Origin of the sequence: Pseudomonas sp. Z3-6, from assembly GCF_051131985.1 — a bacterium.
Classification (GTDB): Bacteria; Pseudomonadota; Gammaproteobacteria; order Pseudomonadales; family Pseudomonadaceae; genus Aquipseudomonas; species Aquipseudomonas zanjanensis.
The window spans coordinates 6,582,952-6,605,802 of record NZ_CP071644.1 but is presented as its reverse complement, the minus strand read 5'-3'; the positions used below and the strand labels follow the sequence as shown (position 1 = coordinate 6,605,802).

General features: G+C 61.3%; 24 protein-coding genes, 1 tRNA gene and 1 pseudogene. 11 read left to right on the top strand and 15 right to left on the bottom strand.

What is annotated here, in order from left to right; all coding sequences use genetic code 11:
* Window positions 1-29: 29 nt before the first annotated feature.
* The 7 genes and pseudogenes from J3P88_RS28545 to J3P88_RS28515 all read right to left on the bottom strand — a co-directional run.
* Window positions 30-602, bottom strand: a pseudogene (locus J3P88_RS28545) (PDDEXK nuclease domain-containing protein); the annotation flags it as partial.
* A 278-nt stretch (window positions 603-880) separates the two neighbouring features.
* Window positions 881-1,288, bottom strand: a complete 408-nt coding sequence (locus tag J3P88_RS28540; protein ID WP_250961883.1) for a hypothetical protein — start codon at window positions 1,286-1,288, stop codon at window positions 881-883.
* Window positions 1,289-1,353: 65 nt separating this feature from the next.
* Entirely contained in the window at window positions 1,354-1,683 is a 330-nt protein-coding gene (locus J3P88_RS28535; RefSeq protein ID WP_434572975.1) for a DHCW motif cupin fold protein, read from the bottom strand.
* Between the two features lie 115 nt (window positions 1,684-1,798).
* A tRNA-Phe gene (locus J3P88_RS28530) sits at window positions 1,799-1,874 on the bottom strand.
* Between the two features lie 102 nt (window positions 1,875-1,976).
* On the bottom strand, window positions 1,977-2,249 hold the full coding sequence (locus J3P88_RS28525; protein ID WP_003186755.1) for an oxidative damage protection protein: 273 nt from the start codon (window positions 2,247-2,249) through the stop codon (window positions 1,977-1,979).
* Window positions 2,246-3,313 (bottom strand): A/G-specific adenine glycosylase, encoded by a 1,068-nt coding sequence (gene mutY / locus J3P88_RS28520; RefSeq protein WP_434572973.1) that lies wholly within the window; start codon window positions 3,311-3,313, stop codon window positions 2,246-2,248. Before mutY ends, J3P88_RS28525 begins: the two co-directional genes overlap by 4 nt.
* On the bottom strand, window positions 3,310-5,541 hold the full coding sequence (locus J3P88_RS28515; RefSeq protein WP_434572971.1) for an AsmA family protein: 2,232 nt from the start codon (window positions 5,539-5,541) through the stop codon (window positions 3,310-3,312). Before J3P88_RS28515 ends, mutY begins: the two co-directional genes overlap by 4 nt.
* A 386-nt stretch (window positions 5,542-5,927) precedes the next feature.
* Here J3P88_RS28515 and J3P88_RS28510 point away from each other — a divergent pair, with 386 nt between their 5' ends.
* The 7 genes from J3P88_RS28510 to J3P88_RS28480 all read left to right on the top strand — a co-directional run bounded on the left by J3P88_RS28510 (window position 5,928) and on the right by J3P88_RS28480 (window position 11,728).
* Window positions 5,928-7,589: an OFA family MFS transporter gene (locus J3P88_RS28510; RefSeq protein ID WP_411386233.1), complete on the top strand. Its 1,662-nt coding sequence runs from the start codon at window positions 5,928-5,930 to the stop codon at window positions 7,587-7,589.
* A 283-nt stretch (window positions 7,590-7,872) separates the two neighbouring features.
* Window positions 7,873-8,466, top strand: a complete 594-nt coding sequence (hisB, locus tag J3P88_RS28505; RefSeq protein ID WP_186707249.1) for an imidazoleglycerol-phosphate dehydratase HisB — start codon at window positions 7,873-7,875, stop codon at window positions 8,464-8,466.
* Window positions 8,466-9,104 carry an imidazole glycerol phosphate synthase subunit HisH gene (hisH, locus tag J3P88_RS28500; protein ID WP_186707248.1) on the top strand — a complete coding sequence of 213 codons (639 nt, stop codon included), beginning with the start codon at window positions 8,466-8,468 and terminating at the stop codon, window positions 9,102-9,104. The genes hisB and hisH overlap by 1 nt, the downstream gene beginning before the upstream one ends.
* Window positions 9,104-9,358 (top strand): DUF2164 domain-containing protein, encoded by a 255-nt coding sequence (locus J3P88_RS28495; protein ID WP_030141479.1) that lies wholly within the window; start codon window positions 9,104-9,106, stop codon window positions 9,356-9,358. The genes hisH and J3P88_RS28495 overlap by 1 nt, the downstream gene beginning before the upstream one ends.
* Before the next feature lie 42 nt (window positions 9,359-9,400).
* Window positions 9,401-10,138 (top strand): 1-(5-phosphoribosyl)-5-[(5-phosphoribosylamino)methylideneamino]imidazole-4-carboxamide isomerase, encoded by a 738-nt coding sequence (hisA, locus tag J3P88_RS28490; RefSeq protein ID WP_434572968.1) that lies wholly within the window; start codon window positions 9,401-9,403, stop codon window positions 10,136-10,138.
* 9 nt (window positions 10,139-10,147) lie between these two features.
* Window positions 10,148-10,918 carry an imidazole glycerol phosphate synthase subunit HisF gene (hisF, locus tag J3P88_RS28485; protein ID WP_014336099.1) on the top strand — a complete coding sequence of 257 codons (771 nt, stop codon included), beginning with the start codon at window positions 10,148-10,150 and terminating at the stop codon, window positions 10,916-10,918.
* 63 nt (window positions 10,919-10,981) lie between these two features.
* Complete coding sequence (locus J3P88_RS28480) at window positions 10,982-11,728, top strand: substrate-binding periplasmic protein (RefSeq protein ID WP_434572965.1); 747 nt, start codon at window positions 10,982-10,984, stop codon at window positions 11,726-11,728.
* A gap of 401 nt (window positions 11,729-12,129) precedes the next feature.
* Here J3P88_RS28480 and J3P88_RS28475 read toward each other — a convergent pair whose 3' ends face one another.
* The 4 genes from J3P88_RS28475 to gpmI all read right to left on the bottom strand — a co-directional run bounded on the left by J3P88_RS28475 (window position 12,130) and on the right by gpmI (window position 17,328).
* A complete protein-coding gene (locus J3P88_RS28475; RefSeq protein ID WP_434572963.1) occupies window positions 12,130-12,909 on the bottom strand; it encodes a divergent polysaccharide deacetylase family protein in 780 nt (259 codons plus the stop codon).
* Between the two features lies 1 nt (window position 12,910).
* Window positions 12,911-14,236 carry a S41 family peptidase gene (locus tag J3P88_RS28470; protein WP_434572961.1) on the bottom strand — a complete coding sequence of 442 codons (1,326 nt, stop codon included), beginning with the start codon at window positions 14,234-14,236 and terminating at the stop codon, window positions 12,911-12,913.
* A gap of 31 nt (window positions 14,237-14,267) precedes the next feature.
* Entirely contained in the window at window positions 14,268-15,560 is a 1,293-nt protein-coding gene (locus J3P88_RS28465) for a murein hydrolase activator EnvC family protein (protein WP_434572959.1), read from the bottom strand.
* A 238-nt stretch (window positions 15,561-15,798) separates the two neighbouring features.
* The gene (gpmI, locus tag J3P88_RS28460; protein WP_186729733.1) at window positions 15,799-17,328 is read right to left on the bottom strand and encodes a 2,3-bisphosphoglycerate-independent phosphoglycerate mutase; all 1,530 of its coding nucleotides are present in this window, start codon (window positions 17,326-17,328) and stop codon (window positions 15,799-15,801) included.
* A 152-nt stretch (window positions 17,329-17,480) separates the two neighbouring features.
* Here gpmI and J3P88_RS28455 point away from each other — a divergent pair, with 152 nt between their 5' ends.
* Genes J3P88_RS28455 through secB form a run of 3 tightly spaced genes read left to right on the top strand, consistent with a single transcriptional unit; the run spans window position 17,481 to window position 18,673 of the window.
* On the top strand, window positions 17,481-17,894 hold the full coding sequence (locus J3P88_RS28455; protein ID WP_186710851.1) for a rhodanese-like domain-containing protein: 414 nt from the start codon (window positions 17,481-17,483) through the stop codon (window positions 17,892-17,894).
* 1 nt (window position 17,895) lies between these two features.
* Window positions 17,896-18,150: a glutaredoxin 3 gene (gene grxC / locus J3P88_RS28450; RefSeq protein ID WP_186710850.1), complete on the top strand. Its 255-nt coding sequence runs from the start codon at window positions 17,896-17,898 to the stop codon at window positions 18,148-18,150.
* A 40-nt stretch (window positions 18,151-18,190) separates the two neighbouring features.
* Window positions 18,191-18,673: a protein-export chaperone SecB gene (gene secB / locus J3P88_RS28445; protein ID WP_058546235.1), complete on the top strand. Its 483-nt coding sequence runs from the start codon at window positions 18,191-18,193 to the stop codon at window positions 18,671-18,673.
* A gap of 124 nt (window positions 18,674-18,797) precedes the next feature.
* Here secB and trmL read toward each other — a convergent pair whose 3' ends face one another.
* Window positions 18,798-19,253: a tRNA (uridine(34)/cytosine(34)/5-carboxymethylaminomethyluridine(34)-2'-O)-methyltransferase TrmL gene (gene trmL, locus J3P88_RS28440; protein WP_434572956.1), complete on the bottom strand. Its 456-nt coding sequence runs from the start codon at window positions 19,251-19,253 to the stop codon at window positions 18,798-18,800.
* Between trmL and J3P88_RS28435 the strand changes: the two genes are divergently transcribed.
* Complete coding sequence (locus J3P88_RS28435; protein ID WP_434572954.1) at window positions 19,252-19,692, top strand: hypothetical protein; 441 nt, start codon at window positions 19,252-19,254, stop codon at window positions 19,690-19,692. The two genes, trmL and J3P88_RS28435, sit on opposite strands and share 2 nt — an antisense overlap.
* A gap of 202 nt (window positions 19,693-19,894) precedes the next feature.
* Here J3P88_RS28435 and J3P88_RS28430 read toward each other — a convergent pair whose 3' ends face one another.
* The 3 genes from J3P88_RS28430 to glnL all read right to left on the bottom strand — a co-directional run bounded on the left by J3P88_RS28430 (window position 19,895) and on the right by glnL (window position 22,721).
* Window positions 19,895-20,074: a hypothetical protein gene (locus J3P88_RS28430; RefSeq protein WP_434572952.1), complete on the bottom strand. Its 180-nt coding sequence runs from the start codon at window positions 20,072-20,074 to the stop codon at window positions 19,895-19,897.
* 128 nt (window positions 20,075-20,202) lie between these two features.
* Window positions 20,203-21,639 carry a nitrogen regulation protein NR(I) gene (ntrC, locus tag J3P88_RS28425; protein WP_186706133.1) on the bottom strand — a complete coding sequence of 479 codons (1,437 nt, stop codon included), beginning with the start codon at window positions 21,637-21,639 and terminating at the stop codon, window positions 20,203-20,205.
* Entirely contained in the window at window positions 21,636-22,721 is a 1,086-nt protein-coding gene (gene glnL, locus J3P88_RS28420) for a nitrogen regulation protein NR(II) (RefSeq protein ID WP_186730097.1), read from the bottom strand. The genes ntrC and glnL overlap by 4 nt, the downstream gene beginning before the upstream one ends.
* Window positions 22,722-22,851: the final 130 nt, after the last annotated feature.

Below are 22,851 nucleotides of genomic sequence, written 5' to 3'. Positions count from 1 at the left end.
CATGGGTTTTCTGAGTGCGCGATCAGCTTTTATTCCTTGAAGTCACTGCGCCCGATTGCCCCTTCCTCAAGGCGTGCCTGTTCGCGATCCAGCGCGTTGCGCAGCTCTTCTTCGGTGGGGAGCACCAATTGATACTGGCTGGCGAATAGCTGTTCATTGCCCTGCAACACGGAATAACGCACCACCGACTCATCCTTTTGAGCGCAGAGAATGATGCCCACGGTAGGTTTGTCGTCGGGGCCGCGCTTGAGGTCATCGTAGAGGCGCACATACATATCCATCTGGCCGATGTCCTGGTGGCTGAGCTCGCCGCGCTTGAGATCGACGATCACAAAGCACTTGAGCAAGTAGTTGTAGAAGACCAGGTCGATGTAGAAGTCTTTGCTTTCGGTGCTGATGCGCTGTTGGCGGGCGACGAAAGCGAAGCCCTTGTCCAGTTCAAGGAGGAAGCCCTGCAGATAGTCGATCAAGGCCTGCTCCAGTCCCCTTTCCAGAAGGGGACCAGCAATGGGCAGCCCGAGGAGTTTCAGAACTGCCGGATCCCTGATGGCGTCCTCTGTACCGAGGTTCATCTCCCTGATATGGGTGATGGCCTTCTGGCGAGCCTGACGAATCAGCTCGCCGAGTTCGTTGATCAAGGGGGCAAGCTGTGGGTCATCCTGGGGCAGCAGTGGCGTCATCGCGGTATCCAGCCATTGAGAGGGGGCGGACCGCAAGGATGCTCCAGGCGACGTTTCGATGATGCCGGACGGGGCTGATTGCTTGGAGGGAAAAATAACTGATTTATGCAGGACGGGGATGACGCCGTCCTATGTCCGTTGGCCTTGGTGTGTAGGAGCTATCCCTACAGCCTGTAGTCAAGCGCGAGTCCCTTCGCTGCTCAGACCTTACCTTGCGCCAGAGCCTGGGAGGCAGCGACATAGTCAGCCTGGAATTGCTTGCTCTCCACCCAGTCCAGCGCCGTCTGCTCATCGACACCCGTGGTCAGGCGGCGATATTCGATCAGGGCGGTAATGATGAAGTCAGTGGCTTCTTCCTCACCTTCCTGCTCCAGCACCAACTCCAGCAGTGGATGGCCCAGGAAGGCCGTGCACATGGCCTGTTGGCTGATCTTTTCGGCGGCACCCATCAGTTGGAACAGGTCCGATAGGTCCACGGTTTCCAGATCGATGCGCTCATCGTTCGGGTCGAGGAAGTCATTCGGCGCAGTGGCGCGCTTAACCCGGTTCTGCTTGGCTTTCACCTTGGCGCGCTGGTTTCGTTTCTGCTGTTTGTTGACCGATGCCATGGGTCGGTTCCTTGCTGGAAAATAAGGCCACCTATCCTACAGCTTCAACGCGGACGCTTCGAATCTCAATCCACGATGAAGAGCGTAGCCCCCGACGAAGTGGAGGATCGATGGGGTTCGGCCTGGTCGGCGACCTGGTAGCTCATGCCGGCCTTGAGCAAAAATTGCCGACCGTCTTCGAGTTCAGTATTGAGCTCGCCCTTGAGGCAAAACAGGATATGGCCCTTGGTGCACCAATGGTCGGCCAGATACCCGGCCGTGTATTCCACCATCCGCACCCGAATGTTTCCGAATTGCCGCGTGCGCCAATAGGCAGTTCCGGTGACGCCCTTGTGCTCGGTGGGTTCGATGGTTGACCAATCGGTGGTGCCGAAGGGAATGCCCGTGATGTCCATGTCGACTCGCTTGCTGGAGGGGAGCGGACGAATGTAGCTGAGTCGTTAAGGCGGAGGAAGAAAATCCAGGCAATAAAAAACCCCGATCAATTACTTGATCGAGGTTTTCGGTATTTGGTGCCCAGAGACGGAATCGAACCGCCGACACGGGGATTTTCAATCCCCTGCTCTACCGACTGAGCTATCTGGGCAACGGGGCGCATTAAACGGGTTTTTCAGGGGGGCGTCAAGCAAGTTTTCAAAAAATATTTAATTATTACCGTCGCTTACGATCCGCCCCCGCGCTGAACAGCTTATTCGGACGGCGGTACGTAGCCTTCGGCCTTGGCGTATTCTTCGCCGGAAAAGAACTTGTCCATCTCGCCCTGAAGGTATTTGCGATCTTCGGCGTTCATCATGTTCAGGCGCTTTTCGTTGATCAGCAGGGTCTGGTGTTTCTGCCAGTCGCCCCAGGCCTTGGCCGAGACGTTGTCATAGATGTCCTGGCCCTTGGCGCCCGGGAATGGGGCACGCTCCAGGCCTTCCAGTTGTTCTTTGTACTTGCGGCACATGATGGTGCGGGTCATTGCAACTCTCCTGCGTTCATTACGGCGGCCGCGCGTTCGAGCAAGGTTTTGACCGGGGCGGCAAGGCCCAGGCGCGGCGGGGTGGCGAGGTTATACCAGAGCCAGTCGGCCTCGGCCACGTGATGGCCGGTTTCCCGGACCCGGACCAGCCAGGGTTCGATCGCCAGCTGGAAGTGGCTGAAGGTGTGCACCAGGCCCGGCATTTCGTGTTGGCTGCCCAGTTCCAGCGAGTGTTGCAGGGCCAGGTGCTGCAAGTCGTCGAGGTCGTCGAGTTCCGGCAGGCTCCACAGCCCGCCCCACAGCCCGGTGGAAGGGCGACGGTAAAGCAGGATCGCGCCCTCGTGGTTGGCCAGCATTGGCATCAAGGTGCGCTTTTTCGGCACCTCCTTGCGCGGCTTGGGGATCGGGTAGCGGGTTTCCAGGCCCAGCATATGCGCCTCGCAGCCTTGCTTCAGCGGGCAGAGCAGGCAACTGGGCTTGCTGCGGGTGCAGAGCGTGGCGCCAAGGTCCATCATCGCCTGGGTGTAGGCGTTGACTCGGTCCTGCGGCGTGAAGCGCTCAGCGGTGGCCCAGAGCTGTTTCGCCACCTTGGGTTCGCCTGGGTAGCCTTCCTGGGCGGTGAAACGCGCCAGCACCCGCTTGACGTTACCATCGAGGATCGGCGCCCGCAGGCCCATGCTGATGCTGGCGATGGCGCCGGCGGTGGACAGGCCGATGCCCGGCAACTCGGTGAGTTTTTCCACGTCCCGGGGGAATTCGCCGCCGTACTGCTCGACGACGATTTTCGCGGTCTTCTGCAAGTTGCGCGCACGGGTGTAGTAACCCAGCCCGGTCCACAGGTGCAGCACTTCGTCCTCCGGCGCGGCGGCCAAGGCTTGAACGGTGGGCAGCGAGGCCATGAACCGGTCAAAGTAATTGAGCACGGTGCTGACCTGGGTCTGCTGCAACATGATTTCCGAGACCCACACCCGATAGGGCGAGATGCCTTGTTGCCAAGGCAAATCGTGACGCCCGTGGCGGTCGAACCAATCCAGGACGGCCGTGGAAAACTGCTCGGCTCTCATCGCTTGAACAGCCCCTTGAGCGCATCTTTCAGTTCGGGGCTGACCTTGTCGCCGAGCTTCTCATCGATCTTGTCGCCGAGCCGGTCGCCGGCCAGCTTCGCCGCGACCTTGCCCAGCCCGTCGTTGTCCAGGCGGCAGGCCTTCGCCCCCAGCTCCAGGGGACCGCGGCAGCGCAACGGCCATTCGACGTCGACATAGCGCTCGTTGACCTGGCAGGCCGGGTCGGGCATGTCGCTCTTGTCGCCTTCGACGATGACGCCGACACGGTAGTCCATGCCCAGCACTCGCAAGTCGATGTCGCCGTTGCCGTTGACGGTCATGCCGGGGATGCGGACTTTCAGGTCCGGGTTGTGGGCAACGCCATTGTTGAAGGTGAGATTGCCGTTGAGTTGCTGGAACGGCGTGTCCTTGCCCCGGGGGTCGCCGCTGAGGGACTTGCGATTGAGGGTGGCGATGCCTTTGCACAATTGCTGTTCAAGGTTGGCATTGAGCAGCACGCCATCGTTGATGACGAACCCGGCGTTGCCGTTGAGGCTGTCGATCAGGGCCTTCTGGCTATTGCCATTGGCGGTTATTGTGCTGTTGAGCGTGACCAGGCCTTTGACCGGCGGATTCTTGCCCTGGCTTTCGATGATCTTCTCGGCGGGGACCCGGTTGATGCGGGTTTGCAGGCTCAACTGTGGCGTAGGCTGACGTACATCCAGGGTGCCCTTGGTTTCGAAGTTGCCGCTGTACAGGTCACCCCGCAGGTTCTCCAGGGTCAGCAGGCCACCCAGGCCGCTGGCCTTGAGCGCGGCGTTCTCGATCGGCAGTTTATCGAGGGTCAGTTGCCCGAAGGTCAGGTCGGCATCGAGGTCCAGCTTGCCCAGGCGCTCCACCGGAAACAGCCGATCGTTACTCCAGGCACCCTGGGTCGGGGCGCTCGGCAACGGTGTGCTGCCGGCACCGGCCATGGCGCTGGCTTCGGTGTTGCTGACTTCAGCCTCACGGGCCGCCTTGGAACTGTCGGCTTCGGCGGATTTTGGCGGCAGGTAGCGGTCGACGTTGAAGGTGTCGGCCTTGAGCTGCACGCGCAAGGCCTGCTTGGCAAAGTCTGCCACGGCGATACGACCGCTGAAGTGGCTGTCGTCGACCTTCAGGTTGATGTCGTTGAGTTCGACGCTGCTTGGCGTGCCGGCAATGCGGCTGGCCAATTCGACCTTGCTCAGGCTGCCTTCGGCCATGGCCGGGAGTGTCTGGCCGACGCTGTCGATGAACTTCGCCAGATCGAACTGGGCGATCGATATTCCGCCATTCAATTGCGGGGTCTTGTCGAGGTCGTTGACCTTCAGCTCACCGAGGGCGCGCAGTTGGTTGAGCGACAGCTTGATGCCGGTCCATTCGGCGACGTTGGCCGCCTTGTCCAGGAACAGTTGGCCTTGGGCAGCGAAATTCAGGGTCTTGCCCTGCAACGGGTCGCCGGTGGCCTCGCCGGACAGTTTCAGGTCTTCGAACTTGTAGCGCTGCAAGGCGCGCTCGAAGCGCAGTTCACCGGTCACTTCGGTGCGTACGCGCACGGCCGGCTGGTTGCTGGACAGGAATGCAGTCAGGGTCACCGGAATATTGGTGGAGTCGTGGACCGGGCCGGTGCTCAGTTGGATGCTTTCGGCGGTGAACAGCTTGCCGGTCTGCTCGTCGGTGTATTCGACCCGGGCGTTGTTCACGGTCAGGCTGTCGATGTCCAGGCGGGTCGGCTGGGCAGGTTTTTCTGCCGGGGTGCTAGCAGGCGGGGCTGGCTGTTCGGCCGGCGTCGGTGCCGGGGTGTTCGCCGTCGTCGCGGAGGCCGGCGCTTTACCGATGTCTTCCCAGTTTCCGTGACCGTTCTTGTCACGGTTGAGCCGCAGGTTCAGGCCTTCGACGCGCACATCGCTCATCTGCACTTCCCGGCGCAGCAGCGGGATGACCCGGACCGAAAGACCGAGCATCTGCAGGTCGGCGAAAGGTTGGGTTGGATTGGCCAAGGTCGCGACGCTGGCGTCGTGCAACTCCAGGCCCAGCCATGGAAACAGGCTCCAGCCGATATCGCCATTGAGGGTCAGCTCGATGTGGGCCTTGTCGCGGGCTATCTGGCGGATCTCTTCTTTGTAGTCGTTGGGATCGAACAGGTGGGTCAGGGCAAAGCCCAGGGCCACAATGATCAGCAACAGCCCGAGAAGTACCAGACCCAGGATTTTGCCGAACGCTTTCATGGGCGAATCCTTGTAGGTTGAGTTCAAAATTTAGCCGCGAGTATAACGCCCCGAGTTGGTGGCGCGTTGAGTGATCGTTCTTCCGGCAGGCCTGCCGAACAAAGACCCATGGGGACGGGGCTGGTTTCAGCCGCGGAAAAAATAAATCGTTAGTCCCCTACAGAAAGCGAGCAAGCGTGCGATAAGACAGATGGCACGAAAAAGGTGATATCACTTTGGTTTTTCTGCCACGAGCAAATGGTAACCTTTGCCCGTTCGTCCGTCCTTCTGCGACTTGATGTCGCACACTATGGAGCTTCACCAGAAAATACAGCCATGCCTGCGTGCAATGAAGGCTGAGGGTGATGCGTGGCTGACGAACCATTCCAATAACTGGGGGATACACAATGAGCACGAGCATCACGGCGGGCGGCGTCGCCGACCAGCCAGCGTTCCTCTCCAAGGAGCGCATCATCGCCAAGCCGGGTTTCAACCGGTGGCTGGTTCCACCGGCCGCACTGGCCATTCACTTGTGCATCGGCATGGCCTATGGCTTCTCGGTGTTCTGGTTGCCACTGTCCAAAGCCTTGGGGATTACCAAGCCTGTGGCCTGTGCACCGGATATGAGCTTCATCTCGCAAGTCTTTTCGTCCCAATGTGACTGGCCGATCTCGATGCTCGGCTGGATCTACACCCTGTTCTTCATCTTCCTGGGCTGCTCGGCAGCGATCTGGGGCGGCTGGCTGGAACACGCCGGGCCACGCAAGGCCGGCGTTGTATCGGCCTTGTGCTGGTGCGGTGGCCTGCTGATTTCCGCGCTGGGTATCTATACCCATCAGATCTGGCTGATGTGGGTCGGTTCCGGGGTGATCGGCGGTATCGGCCTGGGCCTGGGCTACATCTCGCCAGTGTCCACGCTGATCAAGTGGTTCCCGGACAAGCGCGGCATGGCGACCGGCATGGCGATCATGGGCTTCGGCGGTGGTGCGATGGTCGGTGCTCCGCTGGCTGCGGCGCTGATGAACCACTTCGCTTCGCCGACTGGCGTGGGCGTCTGGCAGAGCTTCCTGGTCATGGCTGCGATCTACTTCGTGTTCATGATCGGTGGCGCTTTGTCGTACCGCGTTCCGCCAACCGGCTGGAAGCCTGAAGGTTGGACTCCGGCACCGAAGAAAGCCGCGAACGCGATGATTACCCATCGCCACGTTCACGTGAACGTGGCCTGGAAAACCCCGCAGTTCCGTCTGGTCTGGCTGGTGCTGTGCCTGAACGTGTCCGCCGGTATCGGCATCCTTGGCATGGCTTCGCCACTGTTGCAGGAAGTGTTCGGCGGCAAGCTGCTGGGCAATGACCTGCCGTTCGGTCAATTGGACGCCGTGCAACTGGGCCAGATCGCGGCCATCGCGGCCGGCTTCACCGGTTTGTTGAGCCTGTTCAACATCGGCGGCCGGTTCTTCTGGGCATCCTTCTCGGATTACCTGGGTCGCAAGAACACCTATTTCGTGTTCTTCGCCCTGGGCTTTGCCCTGTACGCGCTGATCCCGAACCTCGGTCACCTGGGCAGCGTCGCGCTGTTCGTGGCGGCGTTCTGCATCATCCTGTCGATGTACGGCGGCGGTTTCGCCACCGTGCCGGCCTACCTGGCGGACCTGTTCGGTACGCAAATGGTCGGTGCAATCCACGGTCGTCTCCTGACCGCCTGGGCTGCGGCAGGCGTGCTGGGTCCGGTACTGGTGAACTACCTGCGTGAATATCAACTGAGCATCGGCGTTGAACGTGCCGCGGCCTATGACATCACCTTGTACATCCTCGCCGGCCTGCTGGTACTGGGCTTCCTGTGCAACCTGATGGTCCGTCCGGTCGCCGACAAGTACTTCATGACCGACGCCGAACTGGCCGCCGAACAGGCGCTGGGCCATGACAAAGGCGCCGACAGCACCACTTCGCTGGAATGGAAAGCCGCACCGGGCACCAAGCCCCTGGCGATCGCGGCCTGGCTGGTGGTGGGCATTCCGTTGGCGTGGGGTGTGTGGGTGACCCTGCAGAAGACGGCGGTGTTGTTCCGCTAAGACCGTCGCCCTGGCCATCAGGCCAGGGCAGCACAAAATGTGGGAGCGGGCTTGCTCGCGAAAGCGGTGTGTCAGTTAACGATGATGTCGACTGATACGCCGCTTTCGTGAGCAAGCCCGCTCCCACAGTTGTTTATGGGCATGGCTTAGGCTTGTATGGACATGTCTAGCACCGACAGCCCGGGCTTCAGCCCGTCAGTGATGTCACCTCTTTTGTTTCTGTTTGCCGCTCGCGCCCCTATAATGGCTGCCTTTTTCGCCCAATGATTTTGCGGAGCTGGTGATGGCCGAACGTAAGGCGTCTGTCGAGCGCGACACTCTGGAAACCCAGATCAAAGCCTCGATCAACCTGGATGGCACCGGTAAGGCCCGGTTTGATATCGGTGTGCCTTTTCTTGAGCACATGCTGGACCAGATCGCCCGTCACGGGCTGATCGACCTGGACATCGTCAGCAAGGGCGACCTGCATATCGACGACCACCACACGGTGGAAGACGTCGGTATCACCTTGGGCCAGGCCTTTACCAAGGCCGTCGGCGACAAGAAAGGCATCCGCCGCTACGGCCATGCCTACGTGCCGCTCGATGAAGCGCTGTCGCGCGTGGTCATCGACTTCTCCGGTCGCCCTGGCCTGCAAATGCATGTGCCCTATACCCGTGCCACCGTCGGCGGCTTCGACGTTGACCTGTTCCAGGAATTCTTCCAGGGCTTCGTCAACCACGCCAACGTGACCCTGCACATCGACAACCTGCGCGGGCACAACACCCACCACCAGATCGAAACCGTGTTCAAGGCGTTCGGCCGCGCGCTGCGCATGGCTGTGGAGCTCGACGACCGCATGGCCGGCCAGATGCCTTCCACCAAAGGCGTCCTGTAATGCAGACGGTCGCGGTTATCGACTACGGCATGGGCAACCTGCACTCGGTGGCCAAGGCCCTCGAGCACGTGGGCGCCGGCAAGGTACTGATCACCAGCGATGCCGACGTGATTCGCGAAGCCGACCGGGTGGTGTTCCCCGGCGTCGGGGCGATTCGTGATTGCATGGCCGAGATTCGTCGCCTGGGCTTCGACAAGCTGGTGCACGAAGTCAGCCTGGACCGTCCATTCCTCGGAATTTGCGTGGGCATGCAGGCCTTGCTCGATCGCAGTGAAGAGAACGACGGTGTCGATTGCATTTCGCTGTTCCCAGGCCAGGTGAAGTTCTTTGGCAAGGGCCTGCATGAAGACGGCGAGCACTTGAAAGTCCCGCACATGGGCTGGAACGAAGTGAAGCAGGCGGTGGATCACCCGCTGTGGCACAACATTCCGGACCTGGCGCGTTTCTACTTCGTGCACAGCTACTACATCGCCGCCGGTAATGCGCGGCAGGTGGTGGGCAGCGGTCACTATGGCGTCGATTTCGCCGCGGCCCTGGCCGACGGTTCGCGCTTCGCCGTGCAATTCCACCCGGAGAAGAGCCATACCCACGGCCTGCAACTGTTGCAGAACTTCGCGGCATGGGACGGGCGCTGGTAATGGCCCGCAAGAAACCGCCGATCCTCACCCTCACGCCCGAGCAGGAGAGTGAAGCGAACCGCAAGATCCAGCGGTTCATGGAGGAACGTTTCGAGCTGGACCTTGGCTCGTTCGAGGCGGCGGAAATTCTTGACCTGTTTACCCGCGAAATTGCTCCGCATTATTACAACAGGGCGATTTTCGATGTGCAGGCGCACCTTAAAGAAAGGTTCGAAAGCATTGAAAGCGACTTGTGGGCGCTCGAGAAAAACTGATTTTCGAGCCAAGCTGAATATTCGTATTTGAAGGTTTGCCAGATGCTGATTATCCCCGCTATCGATCTCAAGGACGGCGCTTGCGTCCGTCTGCGTCAGGGCCGCATGGAAGACTCCACGGTGTTTTCCGATGACCCGGTGAGCATGGCCGCCAAGTGGGTGGAGGGCGGCTGCCGTCGCCTGCATCTGGTCGACCTCAACGGCGCCTTCGAAGGGCAGCCGGTCAATGGCGAAGTGGTTACGGCCATCGCCAAGCGCTATCCGAACCTGCCGATCCAGATCGGCGGCGGCATTCGCTCGCTGGAAACCATCGAGCACTACGTCAAGGCTGGCGTGAGCTACGTGATCATTGGCACCAAGGCGGTGAAAGACCCGGCTTTCGTCGCCGAAGCCTGTCGCGCGTTCCCCGGCAAAATCATCGTCGGTCTGGATGCCAAAGACGGTTTCGTCGCCACCGATGGCTGGGCTGAAATCAGCACCGTGCAGGTGATCGACCTGGCCAAGCGTTTCGAAGCCGACGGCGTGTCTGCCATCGTCTACACCGACATCGCCAAAGACGGCATGATGCAGGGCTGCAATGTCCCGTTCACCGCCGCCCTGGCCGCCGCGACGAAGATCCCGGTCATCGCTTCCGGTGGCATCCACAACCTGGGTGACATCAAGGCGCTGCTCGACGCCAAGGCGCCGGGCATCATCGGTGCGATCACCGGTCGCGCGATCTACGAAGGCACCCTGGACGTCGCCGAGGCCCAGGCCTTCTGCGACACCTATAAAGGCTGAGGACTCACCATGGCGCTGGCCAAACGCATCATCCCTTGCCTGGACGTGGACAACGGCCGGGTGGTCAAGGGCGTCAAGTTCGAGAACATCCGTGATGCCGGCGACCCGGTGGAAATCGCCCGTCGCTACGACGAACAGGGTGCGGACGAGATTACCTTCCTCGACATCACGGCCAGCGTCGATGGCCGCGATACCACATTGCATACCGTCGAGCGCATGGCCAGCCAGGTGTTCATCCCGCTGACCGTGGGCGGTGGCGTACGCACCGTGCAAGACATCCGCAACCTGCTCAATGCCGGGGCCGACAAGGTGTCGATCAACACCGCGGCGGTGTTCAACCCGGAGTTCGTCGGCGAAGCGGCCCAGCACTTTGGCTCGCAGTGCATCGTCGTGGCTATCGATGCGAAGAAGGTCTCCGGCCCGGGCGAAACCCCGCGCTGGGAAATCTTCACCCACGGTGGGCGCAAACCCACTGGCCTGGACGCCGTCGAGTGGGCGAAGAAGATGGAAGGCCTGGGCGCCGGTGAGATCCTGCTGACCAGCATGGACCAGGACGGCATGAAAAACGGCTTCGACCTCGGCGTCACTCGCGCCATCAGCGATGCCCTGGGCATTCCGGTGATCGCTTCCGGCGGCGTCGGCAACCTGCAACACCTGGCCGACGGCATCCTCGAAGGCCACGCCAGCGCGGTGTTGGCGGCGAGCATTTTCCACTTTGGCGAATACACCGTGCCGGAAGCCAAGGCCTACATGGCGCATCGCGGTATCTGCGTTCGCTGACCGCTGGACACCATGGCGGGCCCAAGGCACTCTTGGGCACACCATGGATTGCGGTAGCCCGACATGCTCAAACGCCTCGTTCTTGCCTTTGCCGGTGCCACGCTGCTGCTCGCCGGTACCGTCCGCGCCGCTGATACATCGCTGGTGTTGCTGACGGAAAACTTCCCGCCGTACAACATGGCCAAGAACGGCAAGAACTTCGCCCAGGACGAAAACATCCATGGCATTGCCGTGGACATTGTCCGCGAAATCTTCAAACGTGCCGATATCTCCTACAGCCTGACACTGCGTTTCCCCTGGGAACGGATCTACAAACTCGCCCTGGAAAGTCCGGGTTACGGTGTGTTTGTCATGGCGCGGTTACCGGAGCGTGAAAAGCTGTTCAAATGGGTCGGCCCCATCGGCCCGGATGATTGGATCTTGCTCGCCAAGGCCGACAGCAAGATCGCCCTCGACTCGCCGGAGCAGGCGCGCCAATACAAGATCGGTGCCTACAAGGGCGACGCGATCGCCGAGACGTTGGCCAAGCAAGGGCTGAAGCCGATGGTCGTGCTGCGTGACCAGGACAATGCCCGCAAGCTGGTCAATGGCCAGATCGACCTGTGGGCCACCGGTGACCCGGCCGGGCGGTACCTGGCGCGACAGGAAGGGGTGAGCGATCTCAAGACTGTGCTGCGCTTCAACAGTGCCGAGCTGTACCTGGCCTTGAACAAGGACGTGCCTGACGACGTGGTTGCCCGGCTGCAAAAGGCCTTGGATGAGCTGCGCAAGGAAGGTGAAGTGGACGCGATCATGGCGCGGTATCTCTAGAACTTCAGCCGCCGCGCTGCTGCCTTCGTCGGATCGCCGCCCGGAGCAGGCTCGCTCCCACAGGTATCGGGGCGACCCCAGATACTGCATTCACCACAGATCAAAATGTGGGAGCGGGCTTGCTCGCGAAAGCGGTGAATCAGCTTGCAGAGGTGTTGAGTGTGCTGGCCCCTTCGCGAGCAAGCCCGCACACAAAGTTGCCTGGGTGTTCACAGATACGATGCCCACCTCAGAATCCCTGTGGGAGCGAGCCTGCTCGCGAATGCGGTGGATCAGCTTGCAGAGATGTTGGATGTGCTGGCCCCTTCGCGAGCAAGCCCGCTCCCACAAGGTTGCCCGGGTGTTCACTGCGGTGCCTATCTCAGATCCCCTGTGGGGGCGAGCTTGCTCGCGATGGGCTGCTACCGATAAACCCCATCTTTCCCATGCCCAACCATCGCCCGGTTGCTGCGCAGGCTGATCATCGATTTGATGTCGATCCATTCGATGCCCTGGGCCTTGAGCTTGGGCAGTTCGCGTTCGAGCACGGCCAGGGTCTGCGGGTAGGGGTGGCCGATCATCACGGCCGAGCCTTGCCGGCGGGCCAGGTCAATGGCGATCTGGAGCTGGCCGGCTATGGCGGCTTCGGTGCGCTCGTCATCCAGGAACACATCCCGCGACACACTGGCGAGGCCGATCTTCTGCGCCTCGGCGGCGGCGACGGTTTGGGCGCTGGTGCGGCTGTCGACGAAAAACTTGTGACGCTGCTGCAAATTCGCCATCAGCCAGGCCATGGCCTGGGGTTGGGCGGTCATGCGGCTGCCCATGTGGTTGTTGATCCCGCTGGTATAGGGCACGGCGGCGAACGCGGCGTCCAGGCGTTTGCCCAGTTCTTCGATGGGCAGTTCCGGATGCCAGGCGAATGGCCCGGTGGCCGGGTCCATGGGCATGTGGAGCATGACCAGCTTGCCGGCGCGATGGGCTTCGCGGGCGAACTCGGCGGCATGGGGCGTGTCGGGCATGATCGCGGCGGTGACCGGACCAGGGAGGGCCAATACCCGGCGATCCCGAGGCAGGTTCTGCCCCAGGTCGTCGATGATCAGGCTCAGGTACGCCTTGTGCGGCGAAGAAGGTGTGGCGGGGGCCGCGTTAACGGCTCCCGCCAGCAGGCACAGCAGGACGAAGGTGAAGCGCAAGCCCATCTCAGCGGCCGGACGTGATGTTCAACCCCTTGAGCAAGCTCAAGGCCTGGGCCAATTGATAGTCGTCGTCCTGCGGCATTGGCTTGGCCTTGGCGCCGGAGCCGGTCGGTTTGTCGGCGCCGCCGTTGCCATTGCCCAAGTGACCTTGCAGGTCGGCTTCCTTGAAGTATTCGCTATCCGCCTCGCTAGTGATCTTGGCCTTGCGCACTTCGATGTCCGGGACGATGCCCTGGGCCTGGATGGAGCGGCCGTTAGGCGTGAAGTACAGCGCGGTGGTGATCTTCAGGGCGCGCTCGTTGTTCAGTGGCAACACAGTCTGCACCGAGCCCTTGCCGAAGCTGGTGGTACCCATGACCACGCCGCGTTTCTGGTCCTGCAGGGCGCCGGCGACGATTTCCGAGGCCGAGGCACTGCCGCCGTTGATCAGCACCACCAGTGGCACGGCTTCGCTCAAGTCGTTGCCAGTGGCCGAGAAACGCAGTTCGGAATTGGCGATGCGCCCCTTGGTGTAGACGATCAGGCCCTTGGTGATGAAGTGATCCACCACTTCCACCGCTGATTGCAGCACGCCGCCGGGGTTGTTGCGCAGGTCCAGGACCAGGCCGTTGAGTTTCTTGCCGTTGTCCTTGCGCAGCTTGGCCAGGGACTTGGCGACTTCTTCGCCAGTCTTGACCTGGAATTGGGTGATGCGGATATAGCCGTAGCCCGATTCCAGCAACTGGCTCTTCACGCTCTTGACCTGGATGACCGCGCGGGTGAGTGTCACATCGAACGGCGTGCCGCCGTCGCGTACCAGGGTCAGGGTGATCTTCTGGCCGATCTTGCCGCGCATCTTGTCCACGGCTTCGGTCATGCTCTGGCCGCGGGTCGGTTGGCCGTTGATCTTGACGATGAAGTCACCGGCCTGGATGCCAGCCTTCGAGGCAGGCGTGTCGTCGATCGGCGAGACGACCTTGACGAAACCGTCTTCGCTGCCGACTTCGATGCCCAGGCCGCCGAACTCGCCGCTGGTGCTTTCCTGCAACTCGGCAAAATCCTCCGGCCCCAGGTAGGCCGAGTGCGGGTCAAGATTGCTGAGCATGCCCTTGATGGCGTTCTCCAGCAGCATCTTGTCATCCACGGGCTCGACATAGGCGGCCTTGATCCGGTCCATGACCTCGGCAAAGGTGCGCAGTTCGTCCAGCGGCAGCGGGGCCTTGGTGGTCGCGGCGGTGGCGGCGGTGGCGGCGGGTGCCGATGGGGCCGGTTCGGCGGCAAAAGCCAGGGGCGCACCGATCACAAGGGCGATCGTCAGGGCCAGCGAGGTGAGGCGGGACAAATGCAGCATGTCGAACGAACTCCTTAATAGGATGGGCGCGCTATCCTTGCGCACGACACCATTGGGCCGGGTCACTGGGGCGACCCTGCTGACGAATAGCGAAATACAGCGCTGGCGTATCCTGCCCGCCACTGTTGCCGACCGTGGAGATGGACTCACCGGCCTTGACCACATCGCCCGCCGCCTTGAGCAGCGTCTGGTTGTGGCCGTACAGGCTCAAATAACCGTTGCCGTGATCGAGGATCACCAACAGGCCGGCGCCACGCAACCAGTCGGCGAATACCACGCGACCGCCATGCACGGCATGCACCTGGCTGCCGGCGGAAGCGCTGATCATGACCCCGTCCCACTTGGTGCGGGTGTCGTCGCCGCGGGTTTCACCGAAGCGCGCAAGCAATCGACCATTGACCGGCCATGGAAGTTTGCCTCGGGCTGAAGCAAAAGCACCGCCGAAGGTTTCGCCATCACTGGAAACCAGCGCGCCGGGGCTGGTTTTTGCCGGTTTGCGCGGAGCGTCGCCGGCGTCCGCGTCGGCCTGGGCTTCACGTAAGCGCTTTTTTTCGGCTTCCTGCTGGGCGATCAGCGCTTTCTGACGCGCTTCTTCTGCCTCTCGAGCCTGACGGGCCAGGGTTTGCTCGATGGTTTTCAACACATTGGCCAGTTCGGCCTGGTCCTGCTCGCGAGCTTTGAGCTTGCTGTCGCGGGCCTTCACGTCGTCATTGAGCTTGGCCAGGGCCACCTGGCGCTCCTTGCGAACCTTCTCGAGTTCTTCACGCTGGGTGTCGAGGCTGCTTTTCTGCACCAGCAACTGGGCTTGCTGCAGCTCGATGTCTTTTTCGACATTGGCCAATTGGCGCAGGGTTTCGTTGAAATTCTTGAGTTGCTCCAGGCGGGCCTGGCTCAGGTAGTCGTAATAAGTGAGGGTGCGGGCGAATTTCTCGGGGTTCTGTTGGTTGAGCAGCAGCTTGAGGTATTCCTGGCGGCCGTTCTGGTAGGCGGCCCGGGCCTGGATGGCGATCAGCTTTTGCTGCTCAGTGCGCGCGCCCTGGAGTTTTTTTTTCTCTCCATCGAGCCGCTGCAGCTCGGATTCGCTTTTCTTCAGCTCTTTTTGCAGGGCGTCGACCTGCTTCTCCAGCTTGCCCATCTCGGTTTCGGTGCCGCGCAGGTCTTTCTGCACGCTGGATTTTTCTTCCTGCAACTTGCCCAGCAGTTTTTTCAGCTCGGCAATGTCCTGGCGCGTGGCTTCCAACTGCTGTTGGGTTTGCGCGCGCTCGTCGGCAAAGGCCGGTTGAAGCAGGCAGGTCAGAGCGAGGGCTATCAGGACGCGAAGCATAGAGGCGGGCGACACCAGGGAAAGGGACGGCCTAGTATGCCCGCCCCACGCTGCAAAAAAAACGCCCATTTGGGGCTGTGTGATAACTGGAGCAGGGCAAGGCACTCATTTCCCGCCAAACCCCTGTGGGAGCAAAGCTTGCTCGCGATGACGTCGGCACATCCAACGAAGATGTAAATGGTTGGATTGCTATCGCGAGCAAGCTTTGCTCTCACAGGTTTGCGGGATTTGTGTTTCGTCAGACGAGGATCGACGTCCCGGTCATCTCCGCCGGCTTCTCCATGCCCAGCAACATCAGCATGGTCGGCGCTACGTCAGCCAGCACGCCGCCGTCGCGAACCTTGAAGTCACGCTTGCCGACATAGATGAACGGCACTGGCTCGGTGGTGTGGGCGGTGTGGGCCTGGCCGGTGGATTCGTCGGACATTTGCTCGACGTTGCCGTGGTCGGCCGTGATCAACGCTTCCCCGCCGACTTTTTCCAAAGCCTCGACGATGCGACCCACGCAGGCATCCAGGCATTCCACGGCCTTGACCGCCGCCTCGAACACGCCGCTATGGCCCACCATGTCGCCGTTGGCATAGTTCACAACGATGACGTCGTAGCGCTGGTTCTCGATGGCATCGACGATGCGGTCGGTCACTTCCGGCGCGCTCATTTCCGGTTGCAGGTCGTAGGTGGCGACTTTTGGCGACGGGATCAGGATGCGTTCCTCACCCGGGAAAGGTTCTTCACGGCCACCGGAGAAAAAGAACGTCACGTGGGCGTACTTTTCGGTCTCGGCGATGCGTAGCTGGGTCTTGCCGTTTTTCGCCAGGTAGTCGCCGAGCACATTTTCCAGGCTGCCGGCGGCGAAGGCCGATGGCGCGGGAATGCTGGCGGCGTATTGAGTCAGCATCACGAAACCGGCCAGTTTCGGCTGGCGGGCGCGTTCGAATTCCTGGAAATCGTCTTCGACAAATACGCGGGTCAGTTCGCGGGCGCGGTCGGCGCGGAAGTTCATGAACACCACGGCATCGCCGTCTTCGACTTTAACCGGCGCGCCGAGGGTGGTGGCCTTGACGAATTCGTCGCTTTCGCCGCGCTCGTAGGCGGCTTGCAGGCCTTCTTGCGCGGTGGCGGCGTGAAACTCGGCATTGCCATCGACGATCAGGTTGTAAGCCTGGGCGACTCGGTCCCAGCGGTTATCGCGGTCCATGGCGAAGTAGCGACCGATCAGGCTGGCGATCCGGCCTTTGCCCAGCGCCTTGAACGCGTCGTCCAATACTTTGATCGACGACTCGGCGCTCTTCGGTGGCGTATCGCGGCCATCGAGAAAGGCGTGCAGATAAATATTTTCAGCACCACGCCTGGCAGCGAGTTCGGCCATGGCGACCAGGTGATCCTGGTGGCTGTGCACGCCACCGTCGGACAACAGGCCCATGAAATGCACGGCCTTGCCGGCGGCCACGGCTTTATCCACGGCGGCGCAGATGGTCGGGTTTTCGAAAAATTCGCCGTCGCGGATCGATTTGGTCACGCGGGTGAAGTCCTGGTACACCACACGGCCTGCGCCGAGGTTCATGTGGCCGACTTCGGAGTTGCCCATCTGCCCGTCCGGCAGGCCGACATCCATGCCGCTGCCGGAGATCAGGCCGTTGGGCACGGTGGCCCACAAACGGTCCAGCACTGGCTTGTTGGCCGAATACACGGCGTTGGATTCGTGGCTGTCACTGTGACCGAAGCCGTCGAGAATCATCAGGACCAAAGGTTTAGGCGTGGTAGTCATGGAATCCACTCGTGGCGGGTTAAAAGAAGACGATGGAAAAGGGACGGGCAGTTTAAAGGTAAGTTCCGACGGCGTCACCGCCGGGCGGGGTTTGGCCGGCCTTGCGTGCTGTGTATACTGGCCGACATTTTAACGCCCTGGAACCTCCTTCGATGGTTGCTCACCTGATTGAATTTGCCACTAACCACTACATTCTCGTCGGTATCTTCGTCGTACTGCTGGCGTTGCTGGTTGCCCACACGATGCAGGGCGGCGGACGCAGCCTGAGCACCGGCGAGCTGACCGCACTGGTCAACAAGGACGCCGGCGTCGTGGTCGATATCCGCCCGAGCAAGGACTACGCCGCCGGTCACATTGTCGGCGCGCTGAACATTCCTCAGGACAAACTGATCGCTCGTGCGGCCGAACTGGAAAAACACAAGGCCAAGACGCTGATTCTGGTGGACGCCCAGGGTCAGCAGGCCGGTACCCTTGCCCGCGAACTGATGAAGTCCGGCTTCACCGCCGCTAAACTGTCCGGTGGCGTTGCGAGCTGGAAAGCCGACAATCTGCCCCTGGTGAAGTGACATGCCCCACGTAGTTGTCTATTCCAGCGATTACTGCCCTTATTGCTCCCGAGCCAAGCACCTGCTCCAGAACAAAGGCGTGGCTTTCGAAGAGATCAAGGTCGACGGCAAGCCGCAACTGCGCGCCGAAATGACCCAGAAGGCCCGGCGCACCTCCGTGCCGCAGATCTGGATCGGCGACACCCACGTGGGCGGTTGCGATGACCTGTTCGCCCTGGAGCGCGCCGGCAAGCTCGACGCGCTGCTCAAGGCCTGAATTCCCAATTAATAGAACCTGAAAGTAAGAAGGATCTGCGATGACTGACCAACAGAACACAGCTGCCACTGAAGAAGAAGCCGCACCGCAATTCTCCTTGCAGCGCATTTACGTTCGCGACCTGTCCTTCGAGGCCCCGAAAAGCCCGGCGATCTTTCGCCAGCAGTGGGAGCCGAGCGTAGGCCTGGACCTGAACACCCGTCAGAAAGCCCTGGAAGATGACTTCCACGAAGTGGTGCTGACCCTGTCGGTGACCGTGAAGAACGGTGACGAAGTGGCGTTCATCGCCGAAGTGCAACAGGCCGGTATCTTCCTGATCAAGAACCTGGACGCCGCTTCGATGAGCCACACCCTGGGCGCGTTCTGCCCGAACATCCTGTTCCCTTACGCCCGCGAAACCCTGGACAGCCTGGTGACCCGCGGTTCGTTCCCGGCCCTGATGCTGGCTCCGGTGAACTTCGATGCCCTGTATGCGCAAGAACTGCAGCGCATGCAACAGGAAGGCGGCGCGACCGTTCAGTAAACCGGTCGGCGCAAGTCCAATGTGGGAGCGGGCTTGCTCGCGAAAGCGGTGTGTCAGGCGACATTGATGTTAACTGACACACCGCTGTCGCGAGCAAGCCCGCTCCCACATTTGTTATGCGGTGTTATTGAAAGCCGTTCTGCCGCCACGCCTCATAAACCGCCACCGCCACGGTATTGGACAGGTTCAGGCTGCGGCACCCTTCGCGCATCGGCAGGCGCAGGCGCTGCTCGGCGGGCAGGGCATCGAGCACGTCAGCCGGCAGGCCACGGCTTTCCGGGCCGAACAGGAACGCATCACCAGCGACGAAGCTGGCGTCATGGAACGGCCGCGAACCCTTGGTGGTAAAGGCGAACAGGCGCGGATGCCCGAGGCTCTCCAGACAGCTGGCGAGGTCGGTGTGACGCTGCAAGGTGGCATATTCGTGGTAGTCGAGGCCGGCGCGGCGCAGGCGTTTGTCGTCCATGTCGAAGCCCAGCGGTTCGATCAAATGCAGGTGGCAGCCGCTGTTGGCGCACAGCCTGATGACGTTGCCGGTATTGGGCGGTATTTCCGGTTGAAAAAGGATGACGTGAAACATGCACGGCTCCGCAGATAAAGATGAGCGGCATTCTACGCCGCAAACCGACCGACGTTCGAAGCTAATGCCTCGGGTGATGGGTTCGTTGGCGATCGTCGGCATGATGGCGGGGCTGATGATCGGGCGCCTGACCACGCCCGACCCGAGCGCGTTGCAACAGGTCGAAGTGACAGACGGGGTGCTGGTGGCCTGGTTCAACAATGAACCCAAGCTCCATGGGGAAATCGTCGACGGCTCGGTGGCGCTGCTGTTCCAGGCAGAAGGCCGGCCGCAGAAGGGCCAGTTGAAAGTCAACGGCAAGGACGTGAACTGGCGGGTGCGTTTGAGTGACAAGGGGTTGTTGCTGACGCTGGTGGCGGCGCGTCCGTTGCGAGGGGAGTGGACCGGCAGCGAAGTCGATGATCGCTGGCGGCTGGAGGTCCGTCTCCAGGAGCAATAAAAGAGGGAATCCCCGGCCTGCCTGTACCAAGGTCCCCAAAACGGGAGGGCGCGCGCTGGGCGCATGGCCCTGGGTATAAAGAAGGGAAACCTTGACCTGCCTGTATCAAGGCCCCCAAAACAGTGGGCTCACTGAGCCCGTATAAAATGGGGAATCCCCGGCCTGCCTGTACCAAGGTCCCCGAAACTGGGTAGTGATCTAGCTATTGCAGGGGGCGTGCCAGTTTTAAATGGCTTGTCACAAAAACATTGCTGGTAATGTGAAAAGCCCCGTATTTCGGGGCTTTTGCTTTTGTTTGTGCGGTTTTTTTCGAGCTGTGCCGATGGGGTTTGGCTTGCGGTGCATGTGCAATTGCGGTTCGCAGTGCATTGATGCGGTGCATGAAGATCCAATGTGGGAACGGCGGTGCGGCGATCCGACTTGTTCGCGAATGCGGTGTATCAGTCGACATCACTTTGTCTGATACACCGCTTTCGCGAGCAAGCCCGCTCCCACAGGGGCGAAGGCTGATCAGCCCTCATCCCCATCATCATCATCCCCACCATCGACCTTCATCCCCAGTTCCTTGATCTTGCGGGTCAAGGTATTGCGGCCCCAGCCCAGTAGCACGGCGGCGTCGCGGCGGCGGCCGGCGGTGTGCTTGAGGGCGGTTTCGATCATGATCCGCTCGAAGCTGGGCACGGCACTGTCCAACAGGCTCGACTGGCCACGGGCGAGGGCTTGGTCGGCCCACTGGCGCAGGGCTTGTTCCCAGTTGGTCACCGGGGCCGAATCCTGCGGCAGGCTCAACAGCTCCGGCGGCAGGTCGCTGATGTGCACTTCGCGACCCGAAGCCATCACCGTGATCCAGCGGCAGGTGTTCTCCAACTGGCGCACGTTGCCCGGCCACGGCAGGTTCTTGAGGTATTCCTCGGTTTCGCTCTTGAGCAGCTTGGGCTCGACCGCCAGTTCCTGGGCCGCGCGGCTGAGGAAGTGCCGGGCCAGGGTCGGGATGTCTTCACGACGGTCCGCCAGGCGCGGGATATGGATGCGGATCACGTTCAGGCGATGGAATAAGTCCTCACGGAATTTGCCGGCGTGTACCAGGGTTTCCAGATTCTGGTGGGTCGCGGCGATGATGCGCACATCGACCTTGACCGGCGTATGGCCGCCGACCCGATAGAACTCGCCATCGGCCAATACGCGCAGCAGGCGGGTCTGGGTGTCAGCCGGCATGTCGCCGATTTCATCGAGGAACAGCGTGCCGCCGTCGGCTTGCTCGAAGCGCCCGCGGCGCAGGTTGGCCGCGCCGGTGAACGCGCCTTTCTCATGGCCGAACAGTTCGGACTCCATCAGGTCCTTGGGAATCGCCGCCATGTTCAACGCGATGAACGGCGACGCCGCCCGTGGGCTGTGGCGGTGCAGGGCGTGGGCCACCAGTTCTTTACCAGTGCCCGACTCGCCGTTGATCAGCACGGTGATGTTGGAGTGGCTCAAGCGCCCGATGGCGCGAAACACTTCCTGCATCGCCGGCGCTTCGCCGATGATTTCCGGGGTGCGGGCCAAGGCCGGCACTTCTTCCAGGCCCTGTTGCTCCTGGGCGTGCTGGTTGGCGCGCTTGACCAGCGACACCGCTTCGTCGACGTCGAATGGCTTGGGCAGGTATTCAAAAGCGCCGCCCTGGTAGGACGCCACGGCGCTGTCCAGGTCGGAATGGGCGGTCATGATGATCACCGGCAGGCGCGGATGCTGTTCGCGAATCCGCGCCAACAGATCGAGGCCGCTGGCGCCCGGCATGCGGATGTCGGAAATGATGACGTCCGGTTGCTGACGCGCCAGGCGACTCATCACCCCATCGGCGCTGTCGAAGCTCTGGGTGGTCATGCCTTCCTGTTGCAAGGCTTTCTCCAGGACCCAACGGATAGAACGGTCGTCATCGACGATCCACACGGTTTCACTACGGCTCATGTCGATGTGGCTCCTTGTTCCAGTGGCAGGAAGATCGAGAAGGTGGTGTGGCCGGGGTGGCTCTCACATTCGATCAAGCCCTGATGCTGACTGATGATGTTCTGGGTAATGGCCAGGCCCAGCCCGGTACCGTCCGGACGGCCGCTGACCATGGGGAAAAAGATGGTTTCCTGCAGCTCGGCTGGGATGCCCGGGCCGTTGTCGATGATTTCGATCTTGGTCACCAGGCGATGGCGCACATGGCCGATGGTGAACTGGCGCATGGCGCGGGTCCGCAGGCTGATGCGGCCCAGGCGCAGTTCGTTCTGGCTGCTGATGGCCTGCATGGCGTTGCGCACGATGTTCAGTACGGCCTGGATCATTTGTTCGCGGTCGATCAAGACATCGGGAATGCTCGGGTCATAGTCGCGCACCAAGGTGATGCAGCCCTGGCTTTCGGCTTCCACCAGGCTGCCGACGCGCTCCAGCACTTCATGGACGTTGCACAGCGCCAGGGACGGCAGCTTGTTCGATCCCAGCATGCGGTCCACCAGGTTCCGCAGGCGGTCGGCTTCCTCGATGATGACGTTGGTGTAGTCCTTGAGGCTTTCTTCCGGCAGTTCACGGGCGAGCAACTGCGCCGCGCCACGTATCCCGCCGAGGGGGTTCTTGATCTCATGGGCGAGACCACGCACCAGCATCTTGCTGGTTTCCTGCTTGGACAATTGCGCCTCTTCCTTGGTGATGCGCAGCAGCCGATCACGGGGATGGACTTCCAGCAGCAGCAAAGTGGCACCATTGTTCAGAATCGGCGTGACTGCGTAATCCACGGTCAGCGTCTGGCCGGTCAGGGCGGTGAGCATTGCTTCACGCTTGGTGAACGGGTGGGCCTGCTCCACCGCTTGGCGCAGGGAGTTGAGCGCTTCGGCGGATTCGGTGAATAACTCGCTGATGAACTGCCCGTGACTGCGCTGGCCGCTGACGGCCAGGAGCATCTCTGCCGCCGGGTTCATATACTCGAGGCGCAATTCGGCGTCGAGCAGGATGGTCGCGGTGGTGAGGTTGTCGAGCAGCAAGCGGTGTAGTGCGTCGCTAATGGTCATCAGGACCTCTTTTGGAGCGTAGCAACTGGGGACCGATCCCAAATTGCGCGCGCGATTAATGCGCTGTTGCGAGGAAAATGCAAAAACCAAACCAAGGCTCCGAAAAGAAGCGTTTAGAGCCTCAAAAGGG

What these genes read in the sequence shown, in the direction of transcription:
- hisF (WP_014336099.1), top strand. Translation starts at nt 10,148, where the DNA reads ATGGCGCTGGCCAAACGCATCATCCCTTGCCTGGACGTGGACAACGGC.
- hisH (WP_186707248.1), top strand. Translation starts at nt 8,466, where the DNA reads ATGCAGACGGTCGCGGTTATCGACTACGGCATGGGCAACCTGCACTCG.
- J3P88_RS28495 (WP_030141479.1), top strand. Translation starts at nt 9,104, where the DNA reads ATGGCCCGCAAGAAACCGCCGATCCTCACCCTCACGCCCGAGCAGGAG.
- J3P88_RS28540 (WP_250961883.1), bottom strand. Translation starts at nt 1,288, where the DNA reads ATGGCATCGGTCAACAAACAGCAGAAACGAAACCAGCGCGCCAAGGTG.
- J3P88_RS28480 (WP_434572965.1), top strand. Translation starts at nt 10,982, where the DNA reads ATGCTCAAACGCCTCGTTCTTGCCTTTGCCGGTGCCACGCTGCTGCTC.
- hisA (WP_434572968.1), top strand. Translation starts at nt 9,401, where the DNA reads ATGCTGATTATCCCCGCTATCGATCTCAAGGACGGCGCTTGCGTCCGT.
- J3P88_RS28475 (WP_434572963.1), bottom strand. Translation starts at nt 12,909, where the DNA reads ATGGGCTTGCGCTTCACCTTCGTCCTGCTGTGCCTGCTGGCGGGAGCC.
- trmL (WP_434572956.1), bottom strand. Translation starts at nt 19,253, where the DNA reads ATGTTTCACGTCATCCTTTTTCAACCGGAAATACCGCCCAATACCGGC.
- J3P88_RS28515 (WP_434572971.1), bottom strand. Translation starts at nt 5,541, where the DNA reads ATGAAAGCGTTCGGCAAAATCCTGGGTCTGGTACTTCTCGGGCTGTTG.
- J3P88_RS28525 (WP_003186755.1), bottom strand. Translation starts at nt 2,249, where the DNA reads ATGACCCGCACCATCATGTGCCGCAAGTACAAAGAACAACTGGAAGGC.
- J3P88_RS28430 (WP_434572952.1), bottom strand. Translation starts at nt 20,074, where the DNA reads ATGCACCGCATCAATGCACTGCGAACCGCAATTGCACATGCACCGCAA.
- mutY (WP_434572973.1), bottom strand. Translation starts at nt 3,313, where the DNA reads ATGAGAGCCGAGCAGTTTTCCACGGCCGTCCTGGATTGGTTCGACCGC.
- J3P88_RS28510 (WP_411386233.1), top strand. Translation starts at nt 5,928, where the DNA reads ATGAGCACGAGCATCACGGCGGGCGGCGTCGCCGACCAGCCAGCGTTC.
- ntrC (WP_186706133.1), bottom strand. Translation starts at nt 21,639, where the DNA reads ATGAGCCGTAGTGAAACCGTGTGGATCGTCGATGACGACCGTTCTATC.
- hisB (WP_186707249.1), top strand. Translation starts at nt 7,873, where the DNA reads ATGGCCGAACGTAAGGCGTCTGTCGAGCGCGACACTCTGGAAACCCAG.
- gpmI (WP_186729733.1), bottom strand. Translation starts at nt 17,328, where the DNA reads ATGACTACCACGCCTAAACCTTTGGTCCTGATGATTCTCGACGGCTTC.
- J3P88_RS28470 (WP_434572961.1), bottom strand. Translation starts at nt 14,236, where the DNA reads ATGCTGCATTTGTCCCGCCTCACCTCGCTGGCCCTGACGATCGCCCTT.
- glnL (WP_186730097.1), bottom strand. Translation starts at nt 22,721, where the DNA reads ATGACCATTAGCGACGCACTACACCGCTTGCTGCTCGACAACCTCACC.
- J3P88_RS28465 (WP_434572959.1), bottom strand. Translation starts at nt 15,560, where the DNA reads ATGCTTCGCGTCCTGATAGCCCTCGCTCTGACCTGCCTGCTTCAACCG.
- secB (WP_058546235.1), top strand. Translation starts at nt 18,191, where the DNA reads ATGACTGACCAACAGAACACAGCTGCCACTGAAGAAGAAGCCGCACCG.
- J3P88_RS28435 (WP_434572954.1), top strand. Translation starts at nt 19,252, where the DNA reads ATGCACGGCTCCGCAGATAAAGATGAGCGGCATTCTACGCCGCAAACC.
- grxC (WP_186710850.1), top strand. Translation starts at nt 17,896, where the DNA reads ATGCCCCACGTAGTTGTCTATTCCAGCGATTACTGCCCTTATTGCTCC.
- J3P88_RS28535 (WP_434572975.1), bottom strand. Translation starts at nt 1,683, where the DNA reads ATGGACATCACGGGCATTCCCTTCGGCACCACCGATTGGTCAACCATC.
- J3P88_RS28455 (WP_186710851.1), top strand. Translation starts at nt 17,481, where the DNA reads ATGGTTGCTCACCTGATTGAATTTGCCACTAACCACTACATTCTCGTC.